At 34.3% G+C, this 22,459-nt stretch carries 15 protein-coding genes; 9 read left to right on the top strand and 6 right to left on the bottom strand.

Annotated features, from left to right (window positions below; all coding sequences use genetic code 11):
• The first annotated feature begins 50 nt into the window (after nucleotides 1-50).
• The 8 genes from OGZ34_RS02505 to OGZ34_RS02470 all read left to right on the top strand — a co-directional run bounded on the left by OGZ34_RS02505 (nucleotide 51) and on the right by OGZ34_RS02470 (nucleotide 11,184).
• Nucleotides 51-1,958, top strand: a complete 1,908-nt coding sequence (locus OGZ34_RS02505) for a DUF3857 domain-containing protein (protein ID WP_263362033.1) — start codon at nucleotides 51-53, stop codon at nucleotides 1,956-1,958.
• A 4-nt stretch (nucleotides 1,959-1,962) separates the two neighbouring features.
• A complete protein-coding gene (locus OGZ34_RS02500; protein ID WP_263362032.1) occupies nucleotides 1,963-3,987 on the top strand; it encodes a DUF3857 domain-containing protein in 2,025 nt (674 codons plus the stop codon).
• A 2-nt stretch (nucleotides 3,988-3,989) separates the two neighbouring features.
• Complete coding sequence (locus OGZ34_RS02495) at nucleotides 3,990-5,981, top strand: DUF3857 domain-containing protein (RefSeq protein ID WP_263362031.1); 1,992 nt, start codon at nucleotides 3,990-3,992, stop codon at nucleotides 5,979-5,981.
• Nucleotides 5,982-5,983: 2 nt separating this feature from the next.
• Nucleotides 5,984-6,310 carry a nucleotide pyrophosphohydrolase gene (locus tag OGZ34_RS02490; protein WP_012022600.1) on the top strand — a complete coding sequence of 109 codons (327 nt, stop codon included), beginning with the start codon at nucleotides 5,984-5,986 and terminating at the stop codon, nucleotides 6,308-6,310.
• A gap of 79 nt (nucleotides 6,311-6,389) precedes the next feature.
• The gene (gene aroA / locus OGZ34_RS02485) at nucleotides 6,390-7,616 is read left to right on the top strand and encodes a 3-phosphoshikimate 1-carboxyvinyltransferase (protein ID WP_173965935.1); all 1,227 of its coding nucleotides are present in this window, start codon (nucleotides 6,390-6,392) and stop codon (nucleotides 7,614-7,616) included.
• 332 nt (nucleotides 7,617-7,948) lie between these two features.
• Nucleotides 7,949-8,998, top strand: a complete 1,050-nt coding sequence (queA, locus tag OGZ34_RS02480) for a tRNA preQ1(34) S-adenosylmethionine ribosyltransferase-isomerase QueA (RefSeq protein WP_173965934.1) — start codon at nucleotides 7,949-7,951, stop codon at nucleotides 8,996-8,998.
• Between the two features lie 159 nt (nucleotides 8,999-9,157).
• Entirely contained in the window at nucleotides 9,158-10,435 is a 1,278-nt protein-coding gene (kynU, locus tag OGZ34_RS02475) for a kynureninase (RefSeq protein WP_263362030.1), read from the top strand.
• 299 nt (nucleotides 10,436-10,734) lie between these two features.
• Nucleotides 10,735-11,184, top strand: a complete 450-nt coding sequence (locus tag OGZ34_RS02470) for a glycine zipper family protein (RefSeq protein ID WP_173965932.1) — start codon at nucleotides 10,735-10,737, stop codon at nucleotides 11,182-11,184.
• A 51-nt stretch (nucleotides 11,185-11,235) separates the two neighbouring features.
• Here the strand turns inward: OGZ34_RS02470 and OGZ34_RS02465 are convergent, their stop codons facing one another.
• Together OGZ34_RS02465 and OGZ34_RS02460 are read right to left on the bottom strand one after the other, a co-directional pair.
• Entirely contained in the window at nucleotides 11,236-13,047 is a 1,812-nt protein-coding gene (locus OGZ34_RS02465; protein WP_263362029.1) for a hypothetical protein, read from the bottom strand.
• Nucleotides 13,048-13,220: 173 nt separating this feature from the next.
• Complete coding sequence (locus OGZ34_RS02460) at nucleotides 13,221-14,783, bottom strand: hypothetical protein (RefSeq protein WP_263362028.1); 1,563 nt, start codon at nucleotides 14,781-14,783, stop codon at nucleotides 13,221-13,223.
• Between the two features lie 116 nt (nucleotides 14,784-14,899).
• On the opposite strand from OGZ34_RS02460, the gene OGZ34_RS02455 reads away from it, so the two are divergent.
• A complete protein-coding gene (locus tag OGZ34_RS02455; protein WP_263362027.1) occupies nucleotides 14,900-17,290 on the top strand; it encodes a penicillin acylase family protein in 2,391 nt (796 codons plus the stop codon).
• Between the two features lie 255 nt (nucleotides 17,291-17,545).
• Here OGZ34_RS02455 and OGZ34_RS02450 read toward each other — a convergent pair whose 3' ends face one another.
• The 4 genes from OGZ34_RS02450 to OGZ34_RS02435 all read right to left on the bottom strand — a co-directional run bounded on the left by OGZ34_RS02450 (nucleotide 17,546) and on the right by OGZ34_RS02435 (nucleotide 22,445).
• Nucleotides 17,546-17,989 carry a hypothetical protein gene (locus OGZ34_RS02450; RefSeq protein WP_263362026.1) on the bottom strand — a complete coding sequence of 148 codons (444 nt, stop codon included), beginning with the start codon at nucleotides 17,987-17,989 and terminating at the stop codon, nucleotides 17,546-17,548.
• Nucleotides 17,990-18,191: 202 nt separating this feature from the next.
• Entirely contained in the window at nucleotides 18,192-19,661 is a 1,470-nt protein-coding gene (locus tag OGZ34_RS02445; protein WP_263362025.1) for a serine hydrolase, read from the bottom strand.
• Nucleotides 19,662-20,030: 369 nt separating this feature from the next.
• Nucleotides 20,031-21,560, bottom strand: a complete 1,530-nt coding sequence (locus OGZ34_RS02440; RefSeq protein ID WP_263362024.1) for a class A beta-lactamase-related serine hydrolase — start codon at nucleotides 21,558-21,560, stop codon at nucleotides 20,031-20,033.
• A 78-nt stretch (nucleotides 21,561-21,638) separates the two neighbouring features.
• Nucleotides 21,639-22,445, bottom strand: coding sequence for a helix-turn-helix domain-containing protein (locus tag OGZ34_RS02435; RefSeq protein WP_263362023.1), 807 nt, complete (start codon nucleotides 22,443-22,445; stop codon nucleotides 21,639-21,641).
• Between the last annotated feature and the right edge of the window lie 14 nt (nucleotides 22,446-22,459).

Below are 22,459 nucleotides of genomic sequence, written 5' to 3'. Positions count from 1 at the left end.
ATGTTAAGGATTTCTAAAAATAATATATATTTGGCGAAATTACTTACTAAATGAAAAGCCTGGTTTTTACGTTGTTTTTTTGCCTGTTTACCCTTATTTCTTCCGCTCAAAAAAGCGAATATGCTGTGGCTGCAATTGCCGATAGTCTTAAAGAAAATGCCAATGCAGTTGTTCGTCTGGATGAGACTGAAATGGTGATTTTGTCGCAACGAAGCATGAATGTCAAAACAATGAGAGTTGTTACGGTATTAAATGAAAAAGGAATGCGAGCGATTAATGCCTTTGAAAATTACAACAAAAGAAGCTCTGTCAAAAATATTGAGGCAATTGTCTATGACGCATCTGGTAACGAGGTAAAAAAAATAAAACGAAAAGATTTTAAAGACGTAAGTGCCGTTGATGGATCTACGCTTGCTTCAGATGCTAGATATATTTATTTAGATTATACCCCGATCTCATATCCATTTACCATAGTTTATAGTAGTGAAAAAGAAACTTCAAATACAGCTTTTCTTCCACGTTGGTATCCTTTAGATAACTATTATGTAAGTGTAGAAAAATCTGTTTTAAATGTAAAATACCCTAATAACCTTGGATTTAGAAAAAAGGAAAGTCAGTTTTCAGTCTTTGATATTAAAAAAATAGAGGAGTCAGATAAACAACTTTTATATGTCGCAAGAAATGTTTTGGCTCAAAAACCTGAGGATTATAGTCCTGCATTCAATGAATTATATCCAAATGTGATTATGAGTGTTGAATACTTTAACCTAGAAGGAATTGATGGAAATGCGAAAAATTGGAAAGAATATGGGAAATGGTTCTCTGAAAAAATATTAGCAGAAACTATATTATTGCCTGAGGAGACTAAAGCAAAAATAAAATTACTTGTAGGGAATGAATCAGATCCTATAAAAAAAGCAAAAATTATTTATCAGTATGTACAGGAAAAATCGAGATATGTAAGTATTCAATTAGGTGTTGGAGGATTTAAACCTATGCTGGCAACAGATGTTGATCGTTTGGGATATGGAGATTGTAAAGCATTATCTAATTATACAAGAGCACTTTTAGATGTCGTAGGAATTCCGTCATATTACACAGAATTGTATGGTGATCGGGAGTTAAGAGATGTTGATGAAGATTTCTTTTCTATAGAAGGGAATCATGTTATTTTATGTATTCCAGATAAAGAGAAATATGTTTTTTTAGAATGTACAAGTCAGGATGATCCTTTTGGATATCAGGCAAATTTTACAGATGATAGAAAAGTTATTGTAATTAAACCTAATGGAGGTGAAATAATCAGAACGAAAATTTATGAATCAAAAGACAATACACAATTCAGTAAAGGAAACTATTCTTTAGATGAGAATGGTGTTTTTTCAGGTAAAGTAAATATTATTTCTGAAGGTTCTCAATATGGGATTAGACATCAAATTGAGAAACTTCAACCGACCGAAAAAGAAGCCCACTATAAAGAATACTGGGACAACATCAACAATCTGAAATTGGGTAAAATTACGTTAAGCAATAACAAAGAAACGATCCGCTTTACCGAAGATGTTCAGCTAAGTGCTTTAAATTATGCTGCAATTTCGGGAAATAAAATGATCTTTGCTGTAGATGCCTTTAATCAGAGCTCTGCTAATGTAAAAAGAATCCGAAACAGAAAAAATCCATTTCAAATTCAACGCGGGTATTTAGACACTGATGAGATTGAAGTTAGTTTACCTGTGGGTTTTACGATTGAATTTTTGCCCTCAAATTTCGAATTAAAAGGAAAGTTCGGAGCATATAAAACCGAAATCATTAAAAAAGAAAACAATAAACTGTTGTACAAACGTTCACTGTTTTTGAATAAAGGAAAATACTCCAATAAAGAATACGATGACTACCGCCTTTTTATGGAGCAGGTGTCAAAAAATGATAACGCCAAAATTATATTAACCAAGAACTAACCAAATGAAATTTATTAAATTTTTTAGTCTGTTTATTGCATTGTTGTTTATTTCAAAAGTAACAGCACAAGAATTTAAACCAGGAAAAGTTTCTGTTGCTGAATTAGAAGAGAAAGTGCATCCGAAGGATTCATCAGCTGTAGCAGCTATTCTGTATAAAAAAGGAAAGACTAGTATACAGTATGATTCAAACGAAGGTTTTATTACTGTGACTGAAGTCGAAACCAGAATTAAGATCTATAAAAAAGAAGGATATGGCTGGGCAAATCAAAAGGTTTGGTATTATTATGCAGCTGGCTTTAAGGAAAGAGTTACCTTCTCAGACGCAGTGACTTATAATTTAGTCAATGGTAAAATAGAAAAAACCAAGCTAAAAAGTGACGGAACTTTTGATGAAATTGTCGACAAATTTAAAGGGCAAAAGAAGATTACGATGCCTAATGTTAAGGAAGGTTCTGTTATTGAATTCAGTTATACAATTAGAAATCCGAGCGACAGAATGATCAGAGAATGGGATTTTCAAACCAGTATTCCGGTAAATTATTCTGAATATAAAACCTTTGTTCCGGAGTATTACGTGTTTAATACGAAACAAAAAGGGTATGTTTTTCCTAAAGTTATGGTAGAGACAATTCCTCGATCCTTAATTTTGGTAAATAAGAAAAGCATCTCCGTAGGAAGTGTATCGGGAACAACAAGAACTAATCCTTCTGGAGAGAAAATTGATTATAAGGAAACCAGCACCACTTATGTGGCAAAAGATTTTCCAGCTATTAAAGAGGAGGCTTTTGTGAATAATATCGATAATTACACGTCAAGTATTCAGCATGAATTATCAATGACAAAATACCCAAATGCACAATTAGAAATGTATTCGACAGATTGGAATTCTGTTGTGAAAACCATTTACGAATATGATGATTTTGGCCCGGAATTAAACAAAACGGGATATTTTGAAGAAGATCTAAAAGCTATATTGGTAGGGAAAAACACTCCAGAGGATAAAATTTTAACTATTTTAAATTACGTAAAGGCTAATGTGAAGTGGAATGACTATAGTGGCTATATTTGCGACAGTGGTGTTAGGAAAGCTTACAAAGAAAAGTCAGGAAATATTGCCGATATCAATTTAATGCTTACAGCGATGTTGCGTTATGCCGGTTTGACAGCAAATCCGGTATTAGTTAGTACACGTTCTAACGGGATTTCACTTTTTCCAAACAGAACTGCTTTTAATTATGTAATTGCAGCGGTGGAAACTCCAAATGGGAATGTTTTATTAGATGCCTCTGATAAGTTTTCCACTCCCGGTGTTTTACCGTTAAGAACTTTAAACTGGTATGGTCGATTAATTCGAAAAGACGGAAGCTCAGAAGAAGTAGACTTGATGCCCAAGAAAACATCAAATGATATTGTTTTTATGAATTATACTATTGATCCGGAAGGAAAAGTCACAGGAAAAACCAGAAGACAATGTACAGATTATAATGCGATGATTACCAGAAGTAATATTTCGAGTCTCAAAGAAGAGGAGTATTTAGAAAAACTGGAGAATCTAAACAACAAGATTGAAATCAGCGAGTACTCAAAAACCAATGAAAAAGATATTTTATTGCCTATTGTTGAAACGTATTCTTTTACAGGAAACAATTTATGTGAAGTAATAGGTGGGAAAATATATGTAAGCCCAATGTTGTTTTTTGCAAATAACGAAAATCCTTTTAAACAGGAAGTGAGAGAGTACCCTGTAGATTTTGGGTTTCCATTTATGGATAAATACAATATTACACTTCAAATTCCTGAAGGTTTTGCAGCAGAAACGTTACCTGCACCAGCTATTATTAATATGCAGGACAACTTAGGGACCTTTAAGTTTAATATTGCTGCAAACGATAACCTTTTACAAATCACTATTCAGCATCAAATCAATGCAGCGATCGTTACAACAGAACAATACGAAATGCTAAAAGAATATTATAAAGGTATGATCGCGAAAGAAACAGAGAAAATTGTTTTAAAAAGAATATAAAAATGAAGTTTGAAAAATTAGTAATAGTTTTTCTTTTGTTTTTTGGAGTTTTAAAAGTTAAAGCTCAAAATTATGAGCTTGGAAAAGTAACTATTGCTGAATTAAAAGAAAAAACAAATCCAAAGGATACAGCAGCAGTAGCGACAATTTTGTTTAAAAAAGCGAGAACTTTTTTTACCTACAATAAAGACAAAGGGTTTACAGCAAATCATGTGTATGAATTTAAAATTAAAATTTACAAAACAGAAGGATTAAAGTGGGCTGATCAGAAGGTTCGGTTTTATATTGGTTATGAAAGTCTGGGCGATGATAGATTAGAGTTTTCGAATGCTATAACATATAATCTGGAAAACGGATCGATTGTAAAAACAAAACTAGACAATCAAGGAAGTTTCAAGAAAAAAGTAAATCAATTTTGGAATGAAAAAACGATAACATTACCCAACGTAAAAGTAGGCTCTATTATTGAATATAAATATATTCTCAAATCTGAAAATATTGTCAGATTGCCCGATTTTGATTTTCAATATGAAATTCCGGTATCTTATTTTGAGTATAAAACAGATATTCCGGAATATTATATTTATAAACCTATTTTGATCGGAAATCATAAAGTCGAAACAGGGGCAAAATTTACAAACAAAACTCAGAATTTTAATGATGATTATAATAGATCAGCCGTGCTTTCGTACAATCAAATTAGTGCTTTTTATTTGGGTAAGGATATTCCGGCTTTAACAGATGAACCTTATGTAGATAATATCAATAATTATAGAGGTTCCATTCAACATGAGTTAGAAAGAGTACGTTATCCGGATCAACCTGTAAAAGATTATGCATTAACATGGGAAGGTGTCACGACTACAATTTTTAAAGATAAAAGCTTCGGGAAAGAACTAAATGAAAAAAACTTTTTATTAGAAGATGTTAAACGATTACTAACCAATGTCGAGTCGCAAAATGAAAGACTGAATATCATTTTTAAATTTGTTCAGAGTAAAATGAACTGGAATGAAAAAAATGATTATTATACAGATAAAGGGATTGTTAAAGCATATGCAGATCAAACCGGAAATGTAGCCGAGATCAATTTTATTTTAATTAATATGTTGAAATTGGCAGGGATAGATGTAGATCCTGTTTTGATAAGTACAACCGAAAACGGTGTGCCGGTTTATCCTACAAGAACAGGTTTTAATTATGTTATTGCCGCTGCTGAAATCGATGGGAAACAAATCCTTTTAGATGCAACCAACAAATTTACTTATCCGGGAATTTTGCCTTTAAATGTTTTAAACTGGCGAGGAAGATTGATTAAGGATGATGGAACTTCAGAAGAAATAAATTTAGTGCCAACCAATGCTTCAAAATATTTTTCGAATATTTTGGTTAAAATTGACAATCAGGGTAAAATCGAAGGTAAAATCAGAATTCAAAGATCAGATTATGAAGCCTATCTATTTAGAATTGAAAATGCTAATAAAACTGAAGAGAGTTATCTTGAAAAATTGGAAAGTCAATTAGGAGATTTGAGCATATCAGATTATAAAATTGAGAACAGAAAAGCTAATTTTTCGGAGCCGGTTATAGAAACTTTTTCTTTAGTTACAGATAATAGAGTTGAAATTATTGGAGGTAAGATTTTTATAAATCCTTTGTTATTTTTTACCAGAACAAAAAATCCGTTTAATCAGGAAGTGCGTCAAATGCCGGTTTGTTTGGGGTATCCAACTCATGAAAAATTCAATTTAAGTATAGAAATTCCAGAAGGATATGTTGTAGAATCATTGCCAACGCCGGTTAGAATTTCATCTGAAGATAAAGAGATTGTTTATTTTTTAAATATTGCTAACGACGGAAATAAAGTTCAAATAAGTAGTTCAAAAGAAATTAACAATACTATTTTTGCAGTAGATCATTATAGCGGATTAAAAGACTTTTTCAGTAAAATGATCTTAAGTCAAAACGAAAAAATTGTTCTTAAAAAAATATAACTATGGATTTGAAAAATGCACAACTAGACGTAGATACCTGGATTAAAGAACATGGTGTTCGTTATTTTAATGAACTAACCAATATGGCTCAGCTTACTGAAGAAGTAGGTGAGGTTGCCCGAATTATTGCCCGTAGGTACGGGGAACAATCCGAGAAAGAAAGCGATAAGAATAAAGATCTTGGCGAAGAATTGGCCGATGTTGTTTTTGTAGTGCTTTGTCTGGCCAATCAAACCGGAATAGATTTACAAGCCGCTTTTGATAAAAAAATGGATTTAAAATCAGTTCGCGATAAGGATCGTCATAAAAACAACGATAAATTAAAATAATGTGATAAGTCACTGTAAAGCTTTGGAGTGTCCTTTATTTAAAATAAATTTGCAAAAACGCATAATTTAATTACCTATAATGAATTTACTACTCCAAACAACTCAACATAATTTACAAGGACAAATTGCAGTAACAGGATCAAAAAGCGAAACCAACCGGTTATTGTTGTTAAAAGCATTGTTTCCAAATATTACTTTGGCTAATACTTCAAACTCTGATGATAGTGAGGTAATGCAAAAAGCGCTAATCGGCCATGATGAAATTATAGACATTCACCATGCTGGAACGGCCATGCGTTTTTTAACCGCCTATTTTGCAGTAAATGAAGGAAGAGAAGTAGTGATGACGGGTTCCAGCAGAATGCAGGAGCGTCCGATAAAGATCCTGGTAGAAGCTTTGGAACAATTAGGAGTTGAAATCTCTTATGAAAAAGAAGAAGGCTATCCGCCAATTCGGATCAAAGGAAAAAAAGTAACCGCTTCAAAAGTAACTCTGGCAGCCAATGTAAGCAGTCAGTATATTTCGGCACTTTTATTGGTGGCGTCAAAACTGGAGAATGGTCTGGAACTGACTTTAGAAGGTGAAATCACTTCGATTCCTTATATCAAAATGACTTTGGCTTTGCTAAACGATTTAGATATCCAAACGAGTTTTGAAGGAAATGTGATTAAAGTATACCCAAAAGCTGAGGTAGCTTCTAAAGAAATGGTAGTGGAATCGGACTGGAGTTCGGCTTCATACTTCTTTAGTTTGGTAGCTTTGGCTGATACTGCTTCAATAACGTTGAGCAGTTATAAAGAAAATAGTTTGCAGGGTGATTCGGAATTAGTGTCGCTTTATGAAAAATTAGGAGTGAAAACTACTTTTCAGGATAATAAAATGACGCTGATAAAACAAGAGAATTTTAAATTTGAAACCGTAAATTTTGAATTAAACAATACTCCCGATATTGCACAAACCATCGTAGTAACCTGTTTAGGTTTGGGAATAGGCTGTCATTTGACAGGTCTTCATACCTTGAAGATTAAAGAAACTGACCGTTTGGAAGCGTTGCGAATAGAACTTACAAAATTAGGTGCTACGATTTCAGTAACGAATGATAGTTTGACTTTGACGGCATCAGAAAACATTAAGCACAATGTGAAAATTGCAACATATAATGACCACCGTATGGCAATGGCATTTGCTCCATTGGCTTTGAAAGTGCCAATTATTATTGAGGATGCCGAAGTAGTTTCAAAATCATATCCTGATTTCTGGAATGATTTGAAAGCATTAGACTTTGAAATTGTCCAAACCCTATAAAAAATAGAAGTTCATTTTATGGTTAAACATATATTGAATAGCCTCCAGTTGAAACTGGAGGTTTTTTTGTGCATTTAGTTTTGACTTTAATTAGCTTAAAGAGACGTTGATTTTTAAGGAATCCGGATTAAAGTGACTGTGATTTCCTATATCGTTAAAAAAAAGATAAAACTTTCATTTTTAAGCAACTCAAAGTGTCAGTAAACCAAGGGCTTTTAAAAATAAACGGCAAAACACTTGACAACGCCTATCTCACAATCGTATATTTGCACACGATTTACAATTTTAGATAAAAAATCTAAAATCTACACTCTAAAATCAGCAATGTCAATATGAAATTATCACATTTTCAATTTAATTTACCAAAAGAACTTTTAGCGGAATTTCCAGCAGAAAACAGAGATGAGTCTCGTTTAATGGTAATCGATCGTCAAAAACAAACTATAGAGCACAAAATGTTCAAAGATGTTATCAATTATTTTGATGACGGAGACGTTTTGATCCTTAACAATACTAAAGTTTTCCCGGCACGTTTGTACGGAAACAAAGAAAAAACAGGAGCAAGAATTGAAGTTTTTTTATTGAGAGAATTAAATTCAGAACAACGTCTTTGGGATGTTTTGGTTGATCCGGCTCGTAAAATCAGAATTGGTAATAAACTTTATTTTGGTGACGACGATTCGTTAGTGGCCGAGGTAATCGACAATACTACTTCTCGTGGTAGAACTTTACGTTTTTTATACGATGGATCTTATGAAGAATTCAGAAATAAATTGACAGAACTTGGAGAAACTCCAATTCCTAAATACATCAACAGAGAAGTAACTGCTGAAGATGCTGAAAGATACCAAACCATTTACGCAAAAGAAGAAGGAGCTGTAGCAGCACCAACTGCGGGTTTACACTTCTCAAAACACCTTTTGAAAAAATTAGAAATTAAAGGAGTAAATTTTGCAGAAGTAACACTTCACGTTGGTTTAGGAACTTTTAATCCGGTTGAGGTTGAAGATTTGTCGAAACACAAAATGGATTCTGAAGAATTAATCATCAGACAAGAAGCTTGTGATATCGTAAATGCAGCAAAAGCAGGAAGAAAACGTATTTGTGCTGTTGGAACAACTTCTATGCGTGCCATCGAAAGTTCAGTTTCATCTCAAAATACTTTAAATCCTTACGAAGGCTGGACTAATAAATTTATTTTTCCTCCTCACGATTTTAGTATTGCTAACTGTATGATTACAAATTTCCACACACCAAAATCAACATTATTAATGATGATTTCTGCTTTCTGTGGTCATGATTTAATGAAAAGAGCTTACGAAGAAGCAATCAAAGAAGAATACAAATTCTATTCTTACGGAGATGCAATGTTAATCCTATAATTAGATTCTATAGAGATATTCAACCCGACAGGTTTTAACAACCTGTCGGGTTTTCTATTTTATAATGATTTCAACTTTCAGGTGCTGTTGGTAACTTGAAACCTGAAACTTGAAACAAAATAAACAATTTTTGTTATTTTAGCATTCAAAACAAACGCAATGACTTTTCAAAATACACGCGAATTCGCGAAACAACTTGATTCAGAGGATATTTTAAATCACTATCAGGACCAATTTATATTCCCAAAAGTTAATGACAAAAGAGTAATTTATTTTACTGGAAACTCTTTAGGATTACAGCCAAAACAGACCAAAGCTTATATTGATGAAGTAATGAACGACTGGGCAGATCTTGCGGTAGAAGGTCATTTTTATGCCGAAAAACCATGGTGGGATTATCAGGAAAGATTTGCTGAACCTTTGAGTAAAATTGTTGGAGCTTTACCTTCTGAAGTAACGGTCATGAATACTTTGACTGTAAACCTTCATTTGTTGATGGTCTCTTTCTATCAGCCAACGGCAACCCGTTATAAAATTATCTGTGAAGAAAAAGCATTTCCTTCAGATCAGTATATGTTTCAGAGTCAGGTACATTTTCATGGTTATAAAACAGAAGATGCGATTGTAGAAATCAAACGCCGTGATGGAGAACACAATATTCGTCTTGAAGATATCTTAGCTAAAATTGAAGAAGTTGGAGACGAATTGGCCTTGGTGTTAATAGGAGGGGTAAATTATTATACCGGGCAGGTTTTTGATATGAAAACAATTACGGCTGCGGGACAAAAAGCCGGAGCAAAAGTAGGTTGGGATTTAGCACATGCTGCAGGAAATATCAAACTGGAACTTCACAATTGGAATGTAGATTTCGCCGCCTGGTGTAGTTATAAATACATGAATTCAGGACCGGGAAATGCTTCTGGCTGTTTCGTACACGAAAAACACCATAATAATCCCGACTTGCCAAGATTCGCAGGATGGTGGGGACACAATAAGGAACGTCGTTTTAAAATGGAACCAAATTTTGATCCCGTTCATGGAGCAGACGGTTGGCAAATTAGTAATTTACCGATACTTTCTTTAGCGCCTTATTTAGCTTCCGTTGAAATGTTTGCTGAGGTTGGAATGGATACTTTAATTGCAAAAAGGGACAAAATTACCGCCTATTTAGAATTCATTTTACATGAAATAGATAAGGAAGTAAAAGGTAATTTTGAGATCATAACGCCTTCAAATCCTGACGAAAGAGCCTCCCAGCTTTCAGTCTTTTTACACGGAGAAGGAAGAAGTTTGTTTGATTATTTGATGAAAAATGGTGTTATAACAGACTGGCGTGAACCAAATGTAATTCGTCTGGCACCCGTTCCATTGTATTGTTCGTATGAAGACATGTACGATTTTGGACAAATACTTAAAAAAGGAATATTAGGCAAATAAGCTAAAATATAATCTCGCCAAGACGTTAAGTCGCAGGGTTTTTTAATTCACGCCATATTCAAAGAGGTTCAAAAGGTTTTTAAAATCATTTTAATCCTTATAATCTGTGGCTAAATATAACTTCGCAACTTAGTATCTTGGCGATTTTTCTTTAAGAGTGTTATAAAAAATAATTGGTCTTCTCAAAATCGGAAACCACTTAAAATCTTCAAATTGTATAAGCTTTGAGTTAAATCTTGTAACTTCAACCATATAGATGTCCTTTACTTTGTGGTGTAATAACTTTTAAAACCACAATCATGAAAGCCTTATGTATTTTAATAGCTGCATTATCTATTATTTCTTGTCAGAATCAGGGAAAAGAAGATATTAATAAAGCGAAACAAGCTAGTATTGATTCGATGAAAGTTGAAATTAATAAACAAAGAGTTATTGATTCAATGAAAACAGAAATGGCAAAGATCAAAGAAGAGCAAAAGGTAGCATCTCAAAAAATAGCATCTCAAAAAGTTGTAGTGGTGCATCAACAAGCTGATGGTACAGCAACAGCGCCACAAACTGCAACTAAGAAGAAAGGCTGGAGTTCTACTGCGAAAGGTGCTGTAATTGGTGCAGGAGTGGGAGCAGTGACAGGAGCCATCGTTAGTAAGAAAAAAGGTCAGGGAGCTATAATAGGCGGTTTGGCTGGAGCAGGTGTTGGCGCCGGAACCGGAGCTATCATTGATGGCAGAAAGAAGAAAAAAGAATAAAAAAGATTTCAAAATAAAACCGCCGATTTAAAATTTAAATCGGCGGTTTCTTTATACCAACTCAGTCACTGGGACTTTTATTGTAGCCAGTTCCAGTTTGTAAAAATCGAATTGATATTTAATTTTTTCTATATCATTTTGAAAATAAAAGGTAGATTCAAATAAATCTTCATAATAGGCGATTCCTTCAAAGAGATTGGCTTTAAAAGTATTCCATTTCTTTAATTGTGCATTCGTGATCTCTCCTGAAACAGTATTGATTTCATTTTTTAAATATTCGATATACATTTTCAATTCTTTCACAAATAAATTAGGCCTGCTATTGGTTCTCAGGATTGATTTATTTCCATAAATATGTGCCAGCATATCTGACAGGGAAACTTCTTGATCAAAATAGGCCATATTCGGTCCTGGACAGATAACCACACCCTGTGGCTGCCCCTTGATTTTAATATCATTTTCTAAATAAGATGCATTGGCCAATCCAACACACAAACAGGACTTTTCGGTGATCGCAAATTTAGCTCTTTCATAAGCTTCAGCTGAAAGAGTATCTTTTTTCGCCGCTAATTCTTCTAATTTAATATCCTGAAATTTTTTAGATGCTGTACAAATCCCATGTGGATCATATTCTTTGCTCAGTGCCAGAAACTTTTTAGGGCAGGCACTTCCGGCTTTATTTTGCTCGATTCTTTTTTGCTTTAGAATTTCATTTGTTGTGCCTTTCAAAGTATTAAACGGAACACCCAGTGGAGAAATGTGGCTTAAATACAAATCTTTCTCCTTCGCTTTCATTAACAAATTGCGGGTTGCCTGATCTACGGATGTAGCTTCGGGAACCAATAAAAAAGGAGATCCCCATCCTACAGAATCTACCTGGTAATTTTGTAGCAAAAAATCATGTTCTTCGGCAGTTCCTATGCCGCCTTGAACTGTGATTTTTAGAGGTAATGGATTTTCAGGCGTATGAACTTGTTTTTGCTGTAATACCTTTGTCATCAGTTCATGTGCTGACTGAATAAGTTGATTCTTTTTTTGCTTGAATTCCTCTAGTATAGGACCTAATAAAAGACCGTCAGTTGCAAAAGCATGTCCGCCGCAGTTCAGTCCTGATTCTATTCTGTATTCAGAAACCCAAAGGCCTTTTTTAGCCAGGAAATTTCCCTGAATCATAGCCGATCTAAAATCACTTACTTTTAGAATAATTCTTTTTTTAAGCTCATTTTTGCTATTAGGGAAAAAATCTGAAAAATTTTCAAAATAGCTATACAATCTCGGATTCATTCCTGCTGAAAGTACAACCGAAGATTCAAGATTGCTATTTGCAAACCCCCTTAAAGCAGCATGGGCATCATTAAATTCGATGGGTAGCTGTTCGTTTTTTTCGAAATTATCTTTATCGAGTTTGGTCATGATGTTTACATCAATTAAACCGGGTGAAAGATGAGATTCGATGTAATTTTGGATGTTTTCCTTGAAAGAAATCCCGTCGTCGAGTAAATTCTGAAAGCCTTTTTTGATGTCTGAAGTATTCGGCAACATCGCAATGTAGTTTTCCAATGCGGTTTTACTTTCGATTAGTTCAGCTTTAAAATTTTCGAATTTGTCTTTTACAATCTTATCTACTAGATTAAGGTAAGAGGTGATGCGCTGTGCCCTGTAGTCCTGAAATTTTTGGCTTATTTCTTCGTATGGGAAATTAAATTTAGTACTGTAAAAATTACGCATCTTTTCAATTAAATCATCATCAGCAATAGAAACAACAGATGAAATACCAAATTGCGCCACCCGAATTGGGCTGTCAATTGTATATGCGAGACCCATTACAGGGATATGAAAAGTGTGTAAGGATGGTTTTGCCATTTGCTTTTAGATTAAAATAAAAGCAAATGTTAGGAAAAAAATTCTCAAAAAACCTGATAATTGTCAGGTTTGCAGTTTCTTATTTCACAAAATTTGTCATTAAGAATAGTTGATAGGCTAATTTGTGCAATTTGTGGCGAAAGAAAACAAAGCGTGACGAAAAACGCATCACATTAAATGAGAATCTTCTTGAAAGACTCTGCAATGCTTCGCCATAAAAAATTATAGAATGATTTCTCCTGAATTCGTTCTAATTCAACATCGGCGGTTTTGGTTTTTTCCCCGGAGTTATTTTTCAGTAATAAATTAGCAACTGCTGTTTTTAACTTAGCTTCTTTCTCAGGATGTTTCTTTTTGAATAATTTCACTTTTAGATCTTCATAATCTAATGAAGCATTTCCTTTGGCAGTATTGTCATTTCCGTAAAAATCAAAATGATATTTATTGAATTTTCCTGTAAATGAAGTATTGATGTAAGGTTTAGTAAACGGCTCCATTGCAACAACATCAAAATTAGAAATGGTTCCCTGAATATGAAAACTGTCTTTTTCATCGAGCACATTAAAACTCCAGTCAATATTCAAAGGAGACGTTTTCATGAACAAACAATTGATTTTTATTTTTACATCAGCCATCTTCTTCAATGCGAAACCACTTTTGAGATTGGTAGCCTGCAAGTTTAAACGATCAAAATTTAAGATTCCGGGGCCTTTTGAAAAATTAATTTCTTCCTCGTAAACCAATTTTGATTTTAAAATCTGAAGCGTATCAATCTGTAAAGGGAATTTAATTTTTCGCAGCAAGGCATTGTACAGATATTTTTTGCTCAAATCATCTTTTGGAGTTTTGTTGCGATACACATTGGCTTCTGCATGATGGACAACCAGCGAATTGGCTTTAAAGAAAAAGAGCTCTTTTTTAAAACCCCAGTCCATTTTTTCAATATCGGCAGAATCCAGTTTTATCGTATAAATGTCCTTTTCTTTCTTTAGTTTCTGAACAAATTCTGTTCTATTAAATTCAGGTAAATACGAAAAGTTTTTTATTCTTAAAAAATGATTTTCGGTAGTGATCCGGCCAACATTCATACGATAAAAGGCATTGGGTTTATAATACAGACTATCGCATATGAGAACATATTTTTTAAAATGCATCGGGATTTTTTCTTTTAAGGTAGCTGCCGTCACCAAAATCCCTTCGAGTTTTAAAACGATTTTTTTGATGCTAAAAAAAGGTTTGTTATTGGTGAGAGAGACCACATCGACACTTCCTTCATTTAAATAAATATTAGAAACCGCAACTATCTTTTGAAAAGGTTCTATAATCTCCGTCTTAATATTTTTACTGTTGTTTAAAAGGTTTTCGCCTTTTTTGTACAGAATAACGCGGGGTTTGTTGATGATGATACTTTCGGCTTTAATAACATCGCGGAATGCCAGATCCCAAATGTTGAAATGCTGAATCGTAATCGATTCGATTTTAGAGTAGATTCCGTTTTTTGCTTTGCTGTTTTGAAGTTGGCTTTTGGGATGAATTAATAACGTTTGTGCATGAATGCTTCGGGACCAGAGTGACACTTTTATTTTTTCGTAATGGATAGCATAAGCGGTTGTGTTTTTCTCGTTTACGATAATAGGTAATTGTTTTTTTATCCAAATATTAAGACCAATATTGAGTAAAATCACAAAAAAGAAGACTGAAATGATACCGATCGCTATTTTTTTATAGATTGACATTTATAGGATTGATTTTAAATACATAAATTTAGACTTTTAAAAGCGATGTTTCTTACACGATTTTAAATTTAAGTTATATCATTTCAAAATCATTTATCCTTATACGTTTCATAAATATGAGAAAAATTAAAAAAATTCTGCTGGTACTATTGGTATTGATCGTTATTCTTGGAATCGGTTTATGCGCTTACATTTTTCATTTGAAGCCTAAGTATGAAGGCGAAGTCGAATTGAAAAATCTCCAAAAGGAAACCACAGTGTATTTTGATGATTTTGGAGTTCCCCATATTTATGCCGATTCTGAAAAAGATGCCATGACAGCACTAGGTTATGTCCATGCGCAGGAACGATTATGGCAAATGGAATTGCTTCGAAGAATTGCACCCGGAAGATTGTCGGAAATCTTTGGATCGGTTGCACTAAAAAATGATAAGTTTTTCTCCGGAATTGGTATCGAAGAAGCTTCTGCAAAAGCTATTTCAAAATTAGATACGAACAGTCAGAGTTATAAAATGACGATGGCCTATCTGGACGGAATAAACCAATATTTGGAAGAAGGACCAACTCCGGTTGAGTTTACACTAGTAGGCGTGAAAAAAGAAAAATTCACCATAAAAGACGTTTACAATATTTTTGGATACATGTCTTTTAGTTTCGCCATGGCTCAAAAAACAGATCCTTTATTAACCTTTATTCGAGACAAGTATGGTGTCGAATATTTGAAAGACTTAGGGATTGAAGGCGAGTTTAATACCACGAAAATTAGAAGTTCCAAGGAAAACATAGAAGAATATACCGCTATTTCAAAGTCGGTAGCAGCATTACTGGATAACTCGCCGATACCTCCTTTTGTGGGAAGTAATAGCTGGGTGGCAGGACCTACTAAAACCAAAAGCGGGAAAGTAATTTTTGCAAACGATCCCCATATTAGTTTTTCGCAGCCAGGAACCTGGTACGAGGCGCATTTAGTAACACCGGATTTTGAGTTGTACGGCTGTTATCTGGCCGGAACACCTTATCCGTTATTAGCGCACAACCGTAATTACGCTTACGGACTCACAATGTTTGAAAATGATGATATCGATTTTTATCAGGAAAAGAATAAAAGTGATGACTCCAATCAATATCAGACACCAACAGGTTTTGCTGCTTATACATCTCTGAAAAAAACGATAAAGGTAAAAGATACTTCAGATGTGGTTTTGACTGTTAAATCAAGCCGACATGGGCCGATTATGAATGATGTACTGGATCATTTAGATAAAAAGAATCCTATTGCAATGTCGTGGGTGTATACACAGCAGCCCATTCAGATTTTAGATGCCGTTTACGGGCTTTCACATGCTAAAAATAAAAACGATTTTAGAAAAGCAGTTTCGCTGGTTGCCGCACCTGGTTTGAATGTGATGTATGGTGATGCCAAAGGAAATGTGGCATGGTGGGCAACAGGGGCACTTTACAAACACGATAAAGGAGTAAATACATTTCTTATTTTGGATGGAGCGAGCGGCAAAGATGATATTAAAGAATATTTAGATTTCTCGAAAAACCCTTCTGCCGAGAATCCAAAATGGGGTTATGTGTATTCAGCCAATAATCAGCCTGAAGCCATTGATGGATTTTTATATCCGGGCTATTATTTACCGGAAGATCGTGCGAAAAGAATTTCTGGTTTGATGGATGCAAAATCAGATTGGGACAAAGACGCAATCAGTAAGATGATTTTTGATAACACCTCACCCGTTTCACCAGGAGTAGTGCAACATCTGATTTCGGCTTTAGTCAGAAGTTCTCTTTCAGCAGAAGAAAAAGAAGCGATAAACTTTTTACAATCATGGAAAGGAACCAATAATCTGGAAGATGTTGGACCAACGATTTATAATAAATGGGTTTATTTATATTTAAAAAATACTTTCGAAGATGAAATGGGAGATGATAATTTTAGATTATATCTTGATACCTCTTTGGGAAAACAAATTATTGCAAGACAAATTGAAAAGGAAAACTCCGTTTGGTGGGATAACATCAAAACCAAAAATGTAAAAGAAACCAGAAGTGATATTATTTCAAAATCATTTCATGAAGCTGTAGCAGGGCTTCAGGAACAATTGGGCGATAAGGTAGCAGATTGGCATTGGGGGAAAGCACACACCGTAGAGCATGAACATCCTCTGGGAAAAGTAGCTGCATTACGTGGACTGTTTAATGTAGGACCTTTTGCAGCTCCCGGATCAAACGAGGTAATAAACAACCAGTTTTTTGGATTTAATAAAGAAGGGAAGTATCACGTAAAAGGCGGACCATCAACCAGAAGAATTATTGATTTCTCAGATATCGAAAACAGCTGGAGTATTTTACCAACCGGACAATCAGGTAATCCGTTTAGTAAGCATTACGACGACCAGGTAGAAATGTACAATGCCGGAAAATTCAGAAAAATGAAATTGAATAAAAAGGAAATTATTAAAACATCAACCAAACTAGTTTTGAAACCAAAAGCGAAGTAATGCTTTTGGTTTCAAGTTTCAAGTTTCAAGTTTCAAGTTTCAAGTTTCAAGTTCCAGGTTTCACTTTTCACTTATACCTGCCGGAAAATAGTTTTTTTAGTTTTAGGATTACTGGTTTTACCGCAAAGAGCACAAAGTTTCTTTTGCGTTTTTATGAGAAAGAACGCAAAAGTGTCTTGGAGTGGGTTTTTTGCAAAGTTTAAGCTTTGACAAAGATTGCAACCTTAGCAACTTAGAATCTCAGAACCTCAGTACCTATTTATACTTCCCCCGAGCAATATCATTCGCAAATATTTCAAGATTGTAGCCAAGTGCATCGTTAGTGACCATGACATTTGTAGTTTGATATACGATATCTTTTTGGTAGGTTTTTAATAATGTTTCTAATTCTATTTCATTATAAAAAGCAAACATATTATAAACAGCATCACGAAAGTTTTTATAGTTAATACTCTCGGTTATTTCAACTGTTTTTTGATCATTCCATTTTTCTTTAAGCGCAGCTTCGCTGATGGTCGCCAGGCAAAAATCGGTAACATAGGTTTTGTAATTTGCAGCTTCCACAATTTTATCAATTATTATTTTGTTTTGCTGAGAAGGCATTGGGACTGTTTTGCCAGCGGTTTGAGAATTACCGATAAGCGGAATAAACAGGCATAGTACTAACATTAAAAGAGTTTGTGTCTTTAAATTTTTCATAGGTTAAGTAAGCAGCTTACAACAATTTTGTTGTAAATCAGGTTGATTTGAGGTTTTAATTTTGTTTTTTTGGGCAGTGCTAAAATAGTTTTTTTAATGCTAAATTATCGAATCCTACTGTTAGAAATTGTAACAAAAAGAATCCTCTAAAACTGATTGAGAATCAGTTTTAGAGGATTTTTTTAAAGAAGTCGAATGAAAGTTATTTCGTTTTGTCTTTTGAAATTTCTTCCAATACCTTTTTTCCATTTTCATTTGTCGGATCCAGTTCAACTGATTTGGAATAATTTTCAAACGCAAGTTTTTTATCTCCATCAGCCAAATAGGCTTCTCCTAAACTATCATACGCGTTTCCAGATTTTGGAAAAGAAGCGGCATTTATTTTAAAAATCTCGATCGCCTCTTTAATTTTTCTTTTTTGTAAAAGTTGATAGCCCACGTCATTCATGTCGTTTTCCTTGATAGCGTAAGTAGGATCGTTTTTTAATTTGGCATAGGCAACCGTTCCGCTTGTAACCCCTTGTTCTGTAAAAACATCCAAAAGCTCAAACGCCAAAGATTTTTTCGGCTGGTTGAATGATTGTTTGTACAAAATGGCTCTGATCGCATTGCTCATTTCATCCAAAACAGTTCCGCCAGTGTTGTTGAGTAAAACAATTAGATTTTTATCCGTTACAATACGAACGATATTGGTGTTAAAACCATTGATTCCACCACCATGTTCAACAATTTTTAATTGGGCGGCATCTTTTCCTTTGTTTTTTTCGCTGACAACCCATCCATAGCCGTAAGACTCATTTTTTCTTGTACTGATGTAAGGTTTGAATAATAATTCTGTTGATGCCGCAGAAAGTATTTTATTGGCATAAAGCGCCTGATCCCATAGGTACAAATCCTCCACCGTAGAATATAAAGAACCTGCTGCGTAAGGTATACTCATATCGATATAGGAAGCATTACTAATTTTTTTGGCGTTTTTCTCATAACCGGCAGCTCTGTTTTCCAAGAGGACTTCGGGGCGATCATAGCCGGAATTGACCATCTTCAATGGCGTAAAGATGGTCTCTTGCAAATAGTGCTCGTATGTTTTTCCGGTAACTTTTTCGATAATATATCCTAAAAGGAAATATCCGGAATTACTATAGCTGAATCTTTCACCCGGAGTAAAATCAAGCGGTAAATTAGAGAACGTTTTGACAAACTCTTCAGGTGTATAAGGATTTCGGCTTTTATCTTTGAAAAAATCAGGTAAAGAAGTGTAATTTGGAATTCCCGACGTATGTGTAAGCAAATGATGAAGCGTTATTTTATCGCCGGTTTCTTTAGGGTAATCCGGTATGTAAGTAGTGATAGGAACATCCAGTTTTACTTTACTTTCTTCGGCTAATTTTAAGATTAAAAATGCGGTAAATTGTTTGGTGATGGAGCCCAATCTGAATTTGGTATTAGGCTCATTCGGAATATTCCATTCCATATTGGCTGAACCAAATCCTTTCTTAAAAATGACTTTTCCATTTTCGGTAACCAGTGCCGAACCATTAAATTGTCCGTATTGATTGTACGTACTTAAAAGTTGGTCAATTTGTTTTGCTTTGTCCTGTGCGGAAGAGATGTTTATAGCGAAAAAAAGGAAAAGAACGCTAAGAACAACTAGTTTGATTGGTTGCTTCATATTGATTGATGATTAAGGTTAGTAAACCAGTGATTGATTTTTGATTTGATGATTGAAACTCCGTAATCTGTTCAGGATTATGTTGTCGTCTTTATTTAGACGACTCATTTTTAATTAAGTTTCAGAATCAATCCTTTTTTTATCTTTTTTTTAACACACTAGCGGGAGAGCACGGACCGAATGCTACTATTTTACAGGTCTATGCTCATAACTAACAATTTTCTTTACTCTTCAATCTTTATTTTTTGTTCCTCGATGAGGATGAATTCCTTCTCTGCGATCTGTATCTCTAAAATAGCTGAGTTGGTTTAAGCGAATAGCACTTCACCTAAAAATTGCACAATAAGGATAAATAACTTTAGCATAGATTTATTTCGTTTCTATATCAATTATTTTCTGACCCTTTTCACCAAAATAATGCGTTACAATCTTTTCATAAACCTTATAACCATCATCAACATTGGTGAAAATAATCAGACCTTGTTTGGTTTTTGGAAGTAATAAGAAAATGGTTTGAACACCCTGATCAGCTCCGCCATGCGATAAAGCATAATCGTTATCTCCTAAATCATAAATTTCAAAACCCAGTCCGAAGTACTTATTTTTTTTGGTTTGAACCTGATGAGAAGTCATGTCTTCGAAAACCTTTTTACTCAACCCGTCGCTGTTCATGACGCTGCATAAGAATGTTCCGTAATCTTCAATAGTCGTTAGTAAATCATCGGCAGCATTTGCGGTTTTGTTTTTAGTAGGTTCATAAGCATTCCCTTTATTGTCGTAACCAATGGCATATATCGACAAATCAATTTTATCGTTCCAAACCAATTGTGTGTCATTCATTTTTAAAGGTTTGAAAATTAATTCACCGGCTAATTGATCCAGTGTTTTATGAAATTTCTTCTCTAATGCTCTCCTCAAATATTCTAAGCCTTCTCCTGAATATTGGTATTTTGTGCCGGGTTTAAATTTAAAATCCAGTTTGCCTGATTTGTTCATGAACCTCCAGTTAGGAAAACCGGTTTGATGACTTAAGATAATTCGGGTCGTTAGCAATTTAGTATTTGGATCGTTTGCAATATCGGGATCAGTCCAGTATTTATAAAGAGGTTCGTCGAGATCCCATTTTCCGGAACTAACTAATTTCAAAGTTACCATTGCAGTAACAGGCTTGGTTAAAGAAGCTACATTCCAAATCGTATTATAAGGTGCTGCAACTCCTTTTTTGAGTTCGCCAAATACTTTTACTTCCTGTAATTTTCCATCGTTGATCAGACCAATTCCTAGTGCCGGAATATTGTTTTGTACCAGCCATTTTTTAATTTCGGCATCGTTGTCAAAGATATCTGATTTGGTACCCGCAGTACTGACATATTGGTGATCGTAACTAAATGATCTTTTGAGTTTCCAAACGCCATTTGCTAAAAGCCAGACGTGTGTAAATCGCGCGGTGCTGCCAAATTTTTCTTTGGCATCTGCAAAAGATTCGTTTTTCCCTATTGATTTTTCATAAAATTGGTGAATTCCCATTTGGACCGCACCATACAATACGCCTTTATTATAAAGTGGATAAACTTCGGTACTGCCCGGAACCAGATATCTTCTTGCTTTGTACGTTTCAACAGAACGGCACAAACCTTTTTTGAGGTTGACTAAAAAGGTGGCCTTGTCAGAAGGACCATCTCTATCATGATAAAATTCAAAGTCGTCAGTGTAAAGATTTTCAAACTGGCTGATGTCGCAGGTATTAAAACCGACATTAAAAAGAAGACTGTCTCTTGACATAATCGTTTGGTATAATTCGGAACCTTTTTTTTCCTGAGAAAATCCGGTTTGGAACTGGAAAAGGAACATTGCAATTAAAAAAACTTTTAATTGAAAAATAGATGGATTGGTTTTCATTTTATATTGGTTTGGTTGATTGATGATGGTGCAATAGTACTGCAATCTAAAATCTAAAAATTGTACAAATGCGAAATCCTATCTTTTTTTAGAAAGAAAATATAAACTAGAGTTGAACGTTTTGGGAGTCGTTTTCATAACCCCTTTAAATTGTTTTATAAAATGCGACTGATCAAAATACTTGTTGTAAAGTGCAACCTCAGTCAGACTGAGTTTTTCTAAATCAGAATTGACCATTTGGTCGATCGATTTTCTGAATTTCAGAATCTGGATGTATTTTTTAATGGTAAGTCCGGTTGCTGTTTTAAATTTAATCTGCAACAAACGCTGAGAGACTTTTAATTCTTCTCCAATTTCTGAAACCGAAATTTCCTCATTGCGAAGTTTAATGATCTCACAGATTCTTTCGATGGTATTCTTGTCAGGGTTTGTAAAACTTAATTCCTCGAAATAGGCATTTAGTATCGTCAGCAATACCGAAATGTCATTGCTTAAGTTATAAGCTGTTTTAGCGGAAAAAGGCAGTTCGATCGGATTGATTTTGATAATAGAATCGCTAAAATTGCTCAAATCATATTGAGGAAACATTGAAAGCGTCCAGGGTTGTAACTGAATGATGGTAACTTTGGTTTTAGGCCTGATATTAACCAAAACCTTATTCGTCATTTGCGAACAAAAGTAGAATCCTTCATTCATCTCATATTTTTGCTTACTCGTGTGAACTTCTATCGAGGTCCCGCTGACAATAGCAAGATTAAAACAGCCGTTGGGTAAAACGAGTTTGTTTTCAATTATGGTTTCGCCATTGCCATTGTCCAGACACCAAATTTTATTAACAAACCGCTCGCTTTTTTCGCTTACATAATGTTCTGAATATAGATTCATTTTGAGATTATGTT

The organism is Flavobacterium collinsii (genome assembly GCF_946903285.1).
Lineage (GTDB): Bacteria > Bacteroidota > Bacteroidia > Flavobacteriales > Flavobacteriaceae > Flavobacterium > Flavobacterium collinsii.
The sequence above is the reverse complement of the archived record's forward strand: the minus strand, read 5'-3'. Positions and strand labels throughout refer to the sequence as shown.